The 12,688-nt window shown below is 72.5% G+C and carries 10 protein-coding genes; all 10 read right to left on the reverse strand.

Annotated elements, in window-relative coordinates; genetic code table 11:
* Position 1 precedes the first annotated feature (1 nt).
* The 10 genes from MU407_RS06485 to MU407_RS06530 are packed head-to-tail and all read right to left on the reverse strand — an operon-like array spanning position 2 to position 11,589.
* Complete coding sequence (locus tag MU407_RS06485) at positions 2-1,129, reverse strand: glycosyltransferase family 4 protein (protein WP_246956262.1); 1,128 nt, start codon at positions 1,127-1,129, stop codon at positions 2-4.
* The gene (locus MU407_RS06490; RefSeq protein ID WP_246956264.1) at positions 1,126-2,880 is read right to left on the reverse strand and encodes a lipid II flippase MurJ; all 1,755 of its coding nucleotides are present in this window, start codon (positions 2,878-2,880) and stop codon (positions 1,126-1,128) included. The genes MU407_RS06485 and MU407_RS06490 overlap by 4 nt, the downstream gene beginning before the upstream one ends.
* Positions 2,877-3,680: a hypothetical protein gene (locus tag MU407_RS06495; RefSeq protein WP_102235794.1), complete on the reverse strand. Its 804-nt coding sequence runs from the start codon at positions 3,678-3,680 to the stop codon at positions 2,877-2,879. Before MU407_RS06495 ends, MU407_RS06490 begins: the two co-directional genes overlap by 4 nt.
* Positions 3,677-4,768 carry a copper transporter gene (locus MU407_RS06500; protein WP_102235793.1) on the reverse strand — a complete coding sequence of 364 codons (1,092 nt, stop codon included), beginning with the start codon at positions 4,766-4,768 and terminating at the stop codon, positions 3,677-3,679. Before MU407_RS06500 ends, MU407_RS06495 begins: the two co-directional genes overlap by 4 nt.
* Positions 4,769-4,782: 14 nt before the next feature.
* Positions 4,783-5,967: a putative cytokinetic ring protein SteA gene (gene steA, locus MU407_RS06505; protein ID WP_246956266.1), complete on the reverse strand. Its 1,185-nt coding sequence runs from the start codon at positions 5,965-5,967 to the stop codon at positions 4,783-4,785.
* Positions 5,964-7,685, reverse strand: a complete 1,722-nt coding sequence (gene recN, locus MU407_RS06510) for a DNA repair protein RecN (protein WP_246956268.1) — start codon at positions 7,683-7,685, stop codon at positions 5,964-5,966. The genes steA and recN overlap by 4 nt, the downstream gene beginning before the upstream one ends.
* Before the next feature lie 12 nt (positions 7,686-7,697).
* Entirely contained in the window at positions 7,698-8,642 is a 945-nt protein-coding gene (locus MU407_RS06515) for an NAD kinase (RefSeq protein ID WP_246956270.1), read from the reverse strand.
* A 3-nt stretch (positions 8,643-8,645) separates the two neighbouring features.
* Positions 8,646-9,545: a TlyA family RNA methyltransferase gene (locus tag MU407_RS06520; protein WP_246956272.1), complete on the reverse strand. Its 900-nt coding sequence runs from the start codon at positions 9,543-9,545 to the stop codon at positions 8,646-8,648.
* On the reverse strand, positions 9,542-10,558 hold the full coding sequence (locus MU407_RS06525; RefSeq protein ID WP_246956274.1) for an HAD-IIA family hydrolase: 1,017 nt from the start codon (positions 10,556-10,558) through the stop codon (positions 9,542-9,544). The genes MU407_RS06520 and MU407_RS06525 overlap by 4 nt, the downstream gene beginning before the upstream one ends.
* On the reverse strand, positions 10,555-11,589 hold the full coding sequence (locus MU407_RS06530) for a hypothetical protein (RefSeq protein ID WP_246956276.1): 1,035 nt from the start codon (positions 11,587-11,589) through the stop codon (positions 10,555-10,557). Before MU407_RS06530 ends, MU407_RS06525 begins: the two co-directional genes overlap by 4 nt.
* Between the last annotated feature and the right edge of the window lie 1,099 nt (positions 11,590-12,688).

A 12,688-nucleotide genomic window follows, 5' to 3' on the forward strand; every position in this document is an offset into this window, starting at 1 on the left:
GTCAACCTACCAGCTCAGCCCCGGACGGCGTGAGCACCGTCCGCAGCTGGCCGAGCAGATCCTCCGCATCGGGCAGGTCGCGGGCGCGGCGGCGGGCGGCGGCTTCGGCGTGTCGGCGCACGTCGGGGTCGGCAAGCGCGCGGATCGCAGCGGCGAGCGCGGGAGCATCCCCCACCGGGACCAGGGCGGCGGCGCCGCCCGTGACCCAGCGGGTGCCGCCCGCGTCGGTGGCGACAATGGCCCGTCCGGCCTGCAGCGCTTCCTGCAGGGAGACGGGCTGCCCTTCCCAGCGGGCGGCGGAGATCACGAGGTCGCTCGAGGCCAGCAGCGCGGGGATGTCCTCGCGGCGGCCCAGGAGCCGCACGGGGAGGTCCTCGCGGGCGATGCGAGCGGCGAGCTGATCGTGCAGCGGACCGTCCCCGGCGATGTCGATGTGCACACGCGGCGGGGCGTCGGGCTCGTGGCGGTGCGGCGGCTGGTGCAGCAGCGCGGCGGCGTCCAGGAGGGTGTCCAGGCCTTTCTGGGGGGCCAGGCGGGCGATGACCAGGGCGCGCAGCGCCTCCGTCGGCGCCGGACCAGCGGGGTGTCCGGGCTCCCCGTGCCCCCTGTCCACCGAGGGGGCGTCGTCCGTGGGAGAGACCGGTAGGGCAGCGCTCTGCGCGTCGCTGCGGTGCTCTCGCGCGGGGGCGGGGATCACGGCGTGGTGGACCTCCCGCGCACCGGCTGCGCGCGCGGCCGCGGCGAGGTCCGGGGAGACGGCGAGCACAGCATCGGCCCGGCGGGCGAGGATGCGCAGCAGGGCGGTGCCGATCAGGCGGGTGGCGCGGGAGCCGATAGGGAGGTTATGCAGCGTGACGACGAGGCGGTGGCGCCGTCTGGGCAGGGCCAGGGCCGCGAGAGCCCCGGCCCGCAATCCATGGGCGTGGACGGTCACGGGCCCGGGGGTCTGTGCGACCTGGCGGCGCAGCGCCTGGATGGTACGGGCGTCTTCGCGCAGGTGGGGGCGTTCGCGCATGGTCACGGCCGCTTCGCGCACATCCACGCCGGCGCGGCGCAGCACGGCGAGCTCCTGGTCCACGTGGGCGGCCAGTCCCCCGCTCGCGCGCGGTCGCACCACCAGGATGCTCATGCGGCCTCGCCTGGGTCCGGCACCTCGGCGGTGGCGGGGTCCTGCTCGTGGCGGCGGCGCAGGCGGCCACGGACCTGACGGATCAGCGACGGGTCCGCGAGGACCATCACCGCGGCGCTGAGGAGCGCGGCGAGCAGTCCGGCGGCGATACCGCTGAGGACCGCACCGATCTCCCCTGTGTCGGTGGTGATGAGGGCGCGGCCCAGCAGCAGTCCGGGCACCGCCCCGGCGGCCAGCGCGATGGGGACCACGAGGGCGCAGCGGCGCACCTGGGCGAGGTGCCCGCCGAGCTCGAGGATGTCGGCGATGCGCATGAGCCCCACGAGCCCGCCCACGCCCATCCCCACGCCGATGCACAGCGCGAAGACCGTCGCGGCCTCCGCCGCGGAGCGGGTAGGGCTGACCAGCACCAGCACAACGATCAGCCCGGCGGCGACGGCCCATCCCACCGAGCCGACCAGCAGCGCATCCTTCGCCCGCAGCGCGGCGGAGAGGATGCGGGTGCACTGGTGGGTGGTCGCATAGCCGATCAGGCCCAGCCCCATCCCGGCGGTCGCGGCCCCCACCCCGGCGGCGCCGGCGCGGTCCACGATGCGGAAGAACTGCTCGAGGGCGGGGCCACCGGCGATGAGCATCGCCGCCCCGATGACGCTGACCATGATGACGGTGCGCACGGAGATCGCCGCGATACGGGAGAAGCCGGTGCGGTCGCTGACCAGACGCATCTCCGACAGGTGCGAGAAGACCGCGGTGACCAGCGGAACCACGAGCACCGCGAAGGGCAGCAGGTACAGCGCCTGGGCGTACTGGAACACCGGGAGGGTGCCGACACCGCCGGCGCGCATGGCCAGCAGCATCACCAGGGCCAGCACGAGCTGCTGGGCACCGACGGCTCCGACGCCGGCACCTCCCAGGGCCAGGGCGCGTCGGCCATACCCGCCGGGCATGCGCAGGGTGGGGCGCAGGCGCAGTCCGACACGCAGCGAGACGATCAGGACGGGCAGCGCCATTGCGGCGACCCCGGCGGTGGTGCCCCAGCCGAGCCAGGCCACCGCCGCAGGGTCGATCGTCGCGGTGGTCGCCACGGGCGGCACGAGGTGGGCGTAGGCGCGGTAGGCGATCATGACGGTCAGGGAGCTCAGCAGCGGCATCATCGCCGGCCACAGGAAGCGTTTGCGGGCCTGGAGGTAGGCGCCGAGGACCACGGAGATGCCGTACAGCGGCAGCTGGAGAGCGAAGATCCGCAGCAGCGTCGCCCCGAGGGCGACGCCCACGGTCCCATCGGAGGCCAGCAGGAGGGTCGCAAGCTGATCGGCCAGCAGCACGAGCGCGGCTGTGAGCACTCCCGTTCCCAGCAACGTCCAGGTCAGAAGCGCGGAGATGATGCGATCCGCCAGGGCGCGGCCATCGCGGGGAGCGGCAGCATCAGGTGCTGCGCCGGTGACCTGCTCCGTGCCGTCCCGCTCGGGCATCAGTCCTGCCACGAGCGGCACCACCACCGCGGCGAGCGCCCCACCTGCGGCGATCTCGAACAGCACATTGGGCAGCAGGTTCACGGTCGCATAGGCGGTGCCGACGTCCCCCGCGCCGACGCTCGCCCCGAACACGAGGTAGCGGGCGAATCCGGCGATGCGCGCAAGGATGGTGACCACGAGGATCACCCCGGCGCCGCGCAGCACCGCCCGGCCGATCCGGCGGCCGGATGCCACCGCTGCCGGGTCGGCCGGATCCGGGGTCGCGGGGGCGCTCACGAGGTCTCCTCCGTCGCGGCGGGCCCTCGGCGCCGGCCCAGCTGATCCAGGGCGTGCAGTGCCGGGGTCCGGTCGATCACGGCGCTGAAGGACACGCGTTCGCTGATCAGGGTGAGGGTAAGAACGGTCGTGAGGGCGAGCAGACGAGCGGGGACGGGCAGCCGACGCGCGGCAGCGGTGCCGACAGCAGCGCCGAGCACGTTCGCGCCCGCATCGCCGAGCATGCCGCGCTCAGCCAGATCAGCAGGCAGGGCGGCAAGTCCCGGCAGCAGCGCGGCGGTGGCGAGGATGCGGCCGGAGGCGCTGCGGTCCGTATCGGCGCCGGGTCGGCTGGCGGGGGCTGCCAGCAGCGCCGCCGCGGGCAGCGTCGCCTTCAGGGCGCGGCCAGGCCGCAGATCCAGGAGGTTCACGAGGTTCGCGCAGCCTGCGGCGAGCGCGGCATCGGCGAGGATCATCCCGCCGCTGCGCGGGGCCGGAGCGCCAACCGCCCCGAGCAGGGCCAGCACCGGGATGCCCAGGGCTTTCGCCCCGCCGGTGGTGAGGTGTCCGCGGCGCAGCTGGCCCAGATGCCCCCGCAGCCCCTTGGCGGTGGCCCGTCCGGCGCGGCGCTGATGCGGCTCCAGAAGGTCATCGGCGAGCCCCAGGGCGCCGATTCCGAGCAGCACTACGGCGTCCCGGCGCTGGGGTCCGCGGCAGGCCAGAGCGCTGGTCGAGGCGATCACCAGGGCCCCTTCGAGCAGGGTCACCTCACGCCCGGCATAGTTGGTGCGGCGCAGCTCGCGCGCGAGGGTGCGGATCATCCCTCGCCCCCGTCGGCCGTGTCGTCACGATCGGCGCCGCCCTCTCCCCCGCCGTCGGAGGGTGCGGAACCGTCCTGCGCATTCTGGGCGTCCTGCCCGCTCACGGCTACGGTCTCGGGCAGCTCGGGCATCCGGGCGTCGGCATCGACCGTGGTGCCGTAGGCGCCGTTCCCGCCGCGGGTCTGCTCCACCAGCGCGAGGATGCTCAGCAGCGGCCCATCGGGCTCCTGCAGTCGGTCCGTCGTGGACAGCACCTGCCCGGCGTCATTGCCGCGCACGGTGCGCAGAATGCCGGTGGAGCCGTCGTTATCGGGGGTGACGGCGGAAACCACCGTGGGCAGCTGCGCACCGGCCAGGGCATCGACCAGGGCGGTCTGGGCGCCCAGGAGGTTCTGGGACTGCTCGGCGGCCGCCTGCTCGTCCTGCCCGGTGGCAAGCTCCTCGGGGGAAGCGGCGGCCACGACGATGCCGTCCACCCGCTCGGGCAGATCGCCGACGATCGAGACGAGCTGCAGGTCGATCAGCACCTGCCACACCTGGGAGCGCAGCTCGGAGGGAAGCGGCTCAGCCGGCTCCGGGTCCAGCAGAGTGGGGATGGTCCCGGCCAGCAGCGCCGGGTCGGTCAGCGCTCCGGCATCGGAGCTGGGCAGCACGGCGGGGGCGATCGCCCGGATCTGCTCGAGTGCTTCGGCCCGCGTCTGCGCCTCGGCGGGATCCCACAGGCTGCTGCGCAGGCGCACCTCGGCGCGGGAGGCGACATCAGCCTCATCGAGCAGGCCGTTCATCCGCTCCACAGCGGTGCGGGTGGCGTCCCCGTCGGTGAGAACCACGATGTGCCGCCCCTCGAGGGTGGTGTCCACCAGCTGGGGCCCCGCCTCCGCGATGAAGGTGGTCAGCTGATCGTTGCGTGCGGCCAGGTCCTCCTTGTCGTTGCGCAGCTGCTCGGCCTCGGTGCGCAGCTGCTCGACCTGCCCGGCGAGCTGGTCGCCGAGGTTCTCGCGCAGCGGGCCGGCGCCCAGCACGATGCCCACGGCGAGCGCGAGGAACACCGAGATCAGGGAGACGAGGTGATAGCGGAAGTCGATCACGGGATCGGGGCCTCCTAGGACCCGGGGGGCCGGGGTGAGAACAGCAGGGTGAACCAGGACAGCACGGAATCGATGCGGGCCCCGAGGATCTGGACGAGCGCCTGCCCGCCCGGGGTGGCCCACAGCGCGACCGCGAGGGCCGCCAGCCCGGCCAGGGCCAGCAGCACCAGCTGGAAGGTGGAGATCCTCTGACGGTACAGGCGGGAGACGCCCTTGGCGTCCACGAGCTTCGAGCCGATCCGCAGCCGGGTGAGGAAGGTGGAGCTCATACCGGCACGGCCTTTGTCCAGGAACTCCTCGAGGGTGCCGTGGGTGCCGACGGCCACGATGACGCTCGCGCCCTTCTCATCAGCCAGCAGCATGGCGATGTCCTCGCTGGTGCCGGAAGCAGGGAAGGCGATCGCATTCTTCGCCAGACCCAGGGCCTCGAGGCGTTCCATGCCGGGGGCGCGCCCGTCGCGATAGGCGTGGACCACCAGTTCGCTGCCGCTGCGCAGGGCTCGATCCGAGACGGAGTCCATATCGCCGATGATCATGTCGGGATGGAATCCGGCCTCGATGACCGCATCGGCCCCGCCGTCCACCCCGATGATCACCGGGCGGTTCTCCCGCAGGAAGGGGCGCAGGGTCGCCAGGTCCTCCTTGTAGTGGTAGCCGCGCACCACGATCAGCACGGGGCGCCCCTCCAGGCGGGTGCGCACATCCGGGGCTCCGATGCCGTCCAGCAGCAGGTCCCGCTCGCGCAGCATGTACTCCATGGTGTTCTGGGCGAACAGCTCAAGCTGCTCGGACAGACCCTCGCGGGCGGCCTCGAGCGCGGCGGCGATCGTCTCGGGGTCCTGGCGGGTGCCGCGGGCCACCTCGCCGTCCTCGTGATGGACGCTCGCGCCGTCGACGGTGATGTGCTCCCCGTCGTGGAGGTCCTCGAACACGGCGGCGCCGAGGTTATCGACGAGCAGCACCCCGGCGTCCACGAGGATCTGCGGGCCGGCGTTGGGGTAGCGCCCAGAGGTGGAGGCGGCGACGTTCAGCACCGCCGCGGGGCGACGATCCACGAGCGCTTCGGCGGCTACGCGGTCGATGTCCTCATGGTCGATGACGGCGATGTCGCCGGGCTGCAGGCGTTTGGTGAGGTCCTTGGTGCGTTTGCCGAGCCGGGCGGTGCCGGTGACGCTCTGTGGGAGGTCGGTGCGGTTCATGCGCGCCCCCGCGGCCCGGCCTCATCCAGCAGCTCCTCAGCGTGGGCGAGGGCAACATCGGAGGCGTCATCGCCGGCGAGCATGCGGGCGAGCTCCCGGATCCGTGCGGCTCGATCCAGGGTGACAACGGTGGAGCTGGTCGCGGTGCCGTCGGTCGTCTTCACGATCTGCAGGTGAGTGCCGGCGTGCGCGGCGACCTGCGGCAGATGGGTGACGACGATGACCTGCGCGTGGCGGGCCAGACGGGCCAGGCGCTGGCCGACGGCGAGGGCGGCGCGCCCGCCGATCCCGGCGTCGATCTCGTCGAACACGAACACGGGGGCGGCACTGCGGTCGCGGCGGGAGGAGGCCAGCGCCACCTCGAGGGCGAGCATGACGCGGGAGAGCTCACCGCCGGAGGCGGCCTGCGCGACCGGCAGGTGCTCCGCCCCGGGGTGGGGAGCCAGCAGGATCGCCACCGCATCGCGGCCGTGGGAGCGGGGCGCGTGTTCAGCGACCTCGACCTGCAAACGCGCATCGGGCATCTCCAGGTGCCGCAGCTCCTCCTGCACCGCCTGGGAGAGGGCCTCGGCGGCGCGAGTGCGAGCGGCGGTGAGCGCGGCGGCAGTCTCCTCCAGCTCGGTGTTCAGCTCCTCGAGGCGCTCGCGGGCGCTCGCGAGCTCGGTCTCAGCCCCGTCGTAGCTCTCGAGGTCGGCGGCGGCGCCGCGGGAGGTCTCCAGCAGCTCGCTGATGCTCTCGGCGGGCCCATCGGGACCGGGCAGCAATGGCCCGAGCTCCCGCACCAGGACGGTCAGTTCGTGGAGGCGCTCATTCGCTGCGGCGATACGGCCCGGAGAGGTGTCGATGTCCTCGGCGTAGCGTGACAGCTCGGCGGCCAGATCGCTGATCTCGATGCGCAGGGCATCCAGTCGCTCGCCGAGCGGGGCAAGGGTCTGATCGGTGCGGGCGGCGCGGCCCACGGCCTGGGAGGCGATGTCCACCAGTGCACCGGCGGCGGGCCCGTCGTCCTCCCCCACCAGGGCGAGGGCCGCCTGGGCGGCGGCACCGCGCAGCTCCTCAGCATTGCCGAGCCGTTCGATCTCGGTGCGCAGGGCCGCGTCCTCACCCGCCTGGGGGTCGGCCTGTTCGAGGCGTTCGAGGGCCTCGCGCAGGGCGGTGCCGCGGCGGTCCCGCTCAGCCAGCAGCTCCTGCAGCTCCTGGACCCGTGCGGCGAGGCTGCCGCGTTCGCGCCACAGTCGCTGATGACGCTCGAGCGGTTCTGCGACGTCGTTTCCGGCGAAGCGGTCCAGGGCCTCGCGCTGCGCATCGGGGTCGCGCAGGCGCTGCTGGTCGGACTGGCCGTGGACGGTGACGGCGGTGCCCACCAGGCGGGAGAGGGTGCCGATGGGGATGGGCACCCCGCCGAGCTGGGCGCGGGAGCGGCCGTCACGGGTGACCCGTCGGACCACGAGCACCTCCCCGTCCTCCTCCTCGGCGCCCAGCTCGTCGAGGGCCGCGGCGAGGTCGGTGTGGCCGGTCAGGGACAGGGTGCCATCCACGGTGGAGGCCTCGCGGGTGCGGCCGCGGTCCAGGCGGGCGCCCAGCAGCATGGTCAGGCCCGTGACGATCATGGTCTTGCCGGCGCCGGTCTCGCCGGTCAGGGCGGTGAAGCCGGGTCCGAACTCGAGCAGGGCGTCGTCGATGACGCCGATGTTGCGGATGCGCAGCGTGGACAGCATGCTGGGCCGGCCTCAGCGGGTGCGGGGACCGCGGCCCCGCCAGCCCACCACGGGCAGCTGGAACTTCTCCACCAGGCGGTCGGCGAAGGGGGTCGGGGCCAGGCGGGCGAGCGTGACGGAGTTGGGGGACAGCCGCGCCTCGATCCGCATGCCGGCGCGAATGGACTCTGTGCGGCGACCGTCGAGGGTCAGCTCGCCTTCCTCGCGATTGTCCAGAGTCATCTCCACGGCGACAACAGAGGAGCGACCCAGCACGAGGGGGCGGGCGAACAGGGCGTGGGCTGCCAGGGGCACGAGCACGATCGCATCGACCTCGGGCCACACCACCGGCCCACCGGCGCTGAAGGCGTAAGCGGTGGAGCCGGTGGGGGTGGACATCAGCACACCGTCACAGCCGAAGGAGGAGACGGGGCGGCCATCGATCTCGATAGCGACGTTGATCATGCGCTGGCGGTCGGCCTTCTCGAGGGAGGCCTCGTTGAGGGCCCAGTGATGGGAGACGGGCTCATCGTCGGCATCCAGCACGGTGATCTCCAGCGTGCTGCGCTCTTCGATCTCGTAGTCGCCATCCAGCAGCCGGGCCACGGTGATGGAGAGATCTTCGACCTCGCTCTCGGCGAGGAAGCCGACGTGCCCGAGGTTCACCCCGTGCACGGGGACGTCGACGTCGCGGACGGCCTCCAGGGCGCGCAGGATGGTCCCGTCGCCGCCCAGGACGATGCCGAGCTCGATGTCGCCCGGGGCCGCATCCGCATCGATGATGTCCACTGCGCCGCTGGTGAGGAAGCTCTGCAGGCGTGGGGGCGCGAGGTCTGGGCCCAGGGCGAGGATCTCCTGGGACTGCTGCTGCATGATCACGCCGCGCACGCCCCGCAGCCGCAGCTCCTCGAGGACGCTGAGGGCGGCCTGCAGGGCGGCGGCGCGTCCGGTGTGGACGTACAGGAGGAAGCGTCGCATCGCTCAGTCCCCCTCATCGCTGTGCTGCTGGTCGGTGCTGGTCATGGTCGCGCGGTCGCGCATGCGCTGCTGGCCGGGCAGGTCGGCGCGGCGAATCGGGCGCTGGTCATGCACGGCAGTCCTGATCATGTCACAGGCCTGGGCCGCGGGAGCGGACCGCGCGCCGCCAGGGGCCAGATGCACAAAGTACTCGTGGTTCCCGTCCTGTCCGGGCAGGGTGCTGGGGCCGACGGCCAGCAGCTCGAGCCCTTCGTGCGCGGCGGCTTCCACGACCCCCTCGACGGCGCGGAGGCGCGCCGCCGGGTCGGTGACCACACCGGACTTCGGCAGGGCCTGTCGGCCCACCTCGAACTGGGGTTTGACCATGAGCAGCAGCTCGCCGCGGGGTCGCAGCACGGTGGCGAGGGCGGGTAGCACAGTGCGCAGGGAGATGAAGGACAGATCCGCGACGATGAGGTCGACGCGCTGCCCCAGCAGGTCGGGGGTGAGGTCGCGCACGCTTGTGCCGTCGTGGACGCTGACCCGCGCATCGGATCGCACATGCTCGGCGAGCTGGTCGTGGCCGATGTCGACGGCGAGGACATGCGCTGCGCCACGGCGCAGCAGAACATCGGTGAACCCGCCGGTGGAGGCACCGGCGTCCAGGCAACTCAACCCGGCCGGGTCCAGGCCGAGGGCCTCCAGAGCGCCGAGCAGCTTGTGGGCGGCGCGGGAGGCGTATTCGATACCGTCGGGGACGTCGACGACCTCGAGGCGGGCTCCGTCCGGGACGGGAGTGGCAGCCCGGGTGGGGGCGGTGCCGTTGAGGCGGGCGCGGCCCTCCTCGATGATGCGCCGGGCGTGGGTGCGGGAGCGGGCGAGGCCCGCTGCGAGCAGCGCGACGTCCAGCCGCTGGGTGCTCACCGCGGCAGCGGCACCGTCTCGGTGCCGTCGGGCCCCAGGATGCGGCCGGTGAAGGCGCTTTCGGGATAGTGCCGACGCAGCAGCGCCAGGGCCGCATTGACCACCCGCGGATCGCTGAGCTCACCGCGCAGGTGCAGGTCATCGCCCGCGAGGTCCGCGCCGGTGGCGCCGCAGCGGGCGGCGGTGCCGTCCACGACGGGCAGCGCGAAGGGGGCATGCAGGCCCGAGAGGTCCGGCAGCACATAGATGGGCCGACGGATCGCGTCGGCGCGCAGGGCAGTCTCGATTGTGTCGACGCCGGTGAGGACCAGCAGGGAGTCCATCTCGGCGCGGACGGCACCTTCGATGTCGGTGTCGAGCCGGTCGCCGATCACCAGGGGACGCCGGGCACTGTGGCTTTCGGCTGCGAGGCGGAACATCCCGGGCTCGGGCTTGCCGGCGACCATCGGCTCCTGGCCGGTGGCGTGGCGCAGGGCAGCGACGAGGGAGCCGTTGCCGGGGGCCATGCCGCGTTCGGTGGGGAGGGTGGCGTCGATGTTGGTGGCCATCCACAGGGCGCCGCGGGCGATCGCGTAGGCCCCTTCCGCCAGATGCGACCAGCCGAGCTCCGGGGACCAGCCCTGGATCACGGCGGCGACGTCCTCGTCATCGCGTTCCACGGGGGTGAGGCCGGCTGCGCGCACCTCGCTGGCGAGGGCCGGCCCCCCGACGACGAGGACGTGCTGTCCCTGCTCGAGCTGCTCGGCCAGGAGGCGGGCAGCGATCTGCGGGGAGGTCGCGAACTCTGCCGGATGCGCTGTGACGCCGACGTGCGCGAGGTGCTCGGCGGCCTGCTGCGGGGTGCGGGACGCGTTGTTGGTAGCGAAGACGATGGTGCGGTCGGCCTCACGGGCGCGCTGAACGGCCTCGGCGGCGTGCGGGATGGGACTGCCGCCATGCATGAGGGTGCCGTCGAGGTCCAGCAGCAGGGTGTCGTACAGGTCCAGCAACGAGGGGTCGGGACGGCGGATCACACGCGCTCCTCACCAGGCTCGACGGCCGGAGTCTCGGCATCGGCGGTCTCGGGGGCAGCTGTATCGGGGGCAGTCTGCTCAGCGGCAGTCGGCTCGGAGACGGTCGGCGAGGCGCCGGATGTCTCATCTGCCCGCGGGTCCGTCTCTGTCGTCTCGGCGCCGGTTTCCGTCGATTCGGTGTCAGTTCCCGTGGGCTCGCTGTCAGTTTCTGTGGACTCGCTGTTAGTTTCCGGCGAGTCGGTGTCGGCTGTCACCGACTCCCCTGCGTCCGGCTCTGCCACCTCGGCGTCGGCCGCATCGGCATCCGGATCGTAGGTGTCCAGGACGCTGACCTGCTCGTCGTCTTCCCAGGTGGGATCCGCAGGGACGACCGAGGCGGGGCGCCCCAGGCGCTCGCCGGCGTCCGTGATGCCGTCGGTGTCGGCGTCGGCGGCGAGAGTCAGCCAGCGGCGTGCCTCTTCGCTGCGTCCGGCCCGGTCGAGCAGGTCGGAGTAGGCGACCCACAGACGGACCTGCCATTTCCCGTCGACCTTGTGACGCAGAGCGGGCGTCTCGAGGGTGCGCAGCGCAGTCTCGATATCGCCGGTGTCGGCATAGGCGCCGGCCACGACGATCATCAGCTCGATCGATTCGCTGACGGACAGGGCCGCGGCGTCGTCGGAGGCGGCGATGTCCAGGGCGCGTTCTGGTCGGCCCAGTCCACGTTCGGCATCGGCGAGCAGGGGCAGCAGATCCACGCGGCCCGTGATCCGCATCGCGGTGCGCAGCTCCCGCACTGCTGTGCGGTAGTCACCGGCGTTGTAAGCGATGATGCCGAAGCACTCTCGGACGACACCGACGCGTCCGCCGAGGCGCGCGGCGAAGCGGGCGTGAGCCTGAGCGGTCTCCTGATCCTCGGCTTCGAGCAGGTATGCGGAGACCATATGCCGGGCGACGCGTTCCGCAGTCTCCTTGCTGAGTCCGCGCAGTTCGTCGTAGGTCTCGGCGGCAAGCTCCCGACCGGTCACGCCATCGAGGGTGCGCGGTTCCAAGGGACGATCCGCGCGTGCGTCCTGTCCGGGCCGGCTGGTGCTCCGGTCGTTGTAGCGTTCGCGCGAGCGGTGGGCCCGCCGGTCGTCACCGCGGTATCCGCGGTCATCGCGACGCGGCGCGCGATCCTCGCGGCGGCGACCACGGTCATCACGGTGAGGCGCACGGTCTTCACGGTGGGGTCCGCGATTGTCGAGCTGCGTACCCCGCTCACCCCGGTTGCGGTCGCGATCGCCCCAGCGCCCGCCCCGGTCCTCGCGGGGACGGCCGGAATTCTCCCTCCGCCCCCCGCGGTCGTCGCGGCTGCGTCGTGCGCCTTCCCAGCGACCGCCGCGGTCGTCACGGGAGCGGCCGGGCTTTTCCCAGCGACCACTTCGGTCCTCGCGGGGACGGCCGGAGTTCTCCCACCGCCCACCTTGCTCGTCACGGCGCGTGGTGCGGTCCTGGTAGCCCTCTCGACGCGGCTTGCCTTCATCGCGTCGTGGGCCAAAACCGTCCCGACGTTCGCCGCCGCCATCAGACCGCGAGGAACTGTCTTCGCGACGCGACGGGTTACGGCCTGCCCGGTGATCCTGGCGTCCGGAGTGCGAGCCCGTGCGTGGGGACTTCCCGGCGGGGCGGCGAGCAGCCCGATGCTCCCGCTCGCGCGGGGCTCGGTGATCGTCGTCCTGCCTGTGTTCAGCCACGTGAAGTTCCGTCTCTGCTCGCCCTATGCCGTTGTCCTGTGAGCGTACGGGACCCACGACAGCTGACTTGCCAGTAGCTGGCGGATCCGTGACAGCTTTCACGGCAGAACCCTGCGTAGAGGTGACGACCCTCGCAGCTGCGCCATCAGCGAGGACAATCCACCGACGCAGCATCCCCATCACTCAGCGATATCACTCAGCGATGCCTGCGGCGCTCGCACCCTGTGCTCGACTGAGCTCCCCCTCGCCACACTCCAGCCTGTCTCTTAGACACATCCGACGCTGCCGACGATACCCCGTGGGGAGAGCACGGGGGGCGCGGCGGCAACAAAGAAAAAAAAGGACGAGAGGAAGGCGGAGCGGCGCGCACGGAGCGGAGAGAGCGAAAAGAGAAGGGAGGACGGCAGGGAGCGGG

Source organism: Brachybacterium sp. Marseille-Q7125 (assembly GCF_023062615.1).
GTDB lineage: Bacteria > Actinomycetota > Actinomycetes > Actinomycetales > Dermabacteraceae > Brachybacterium.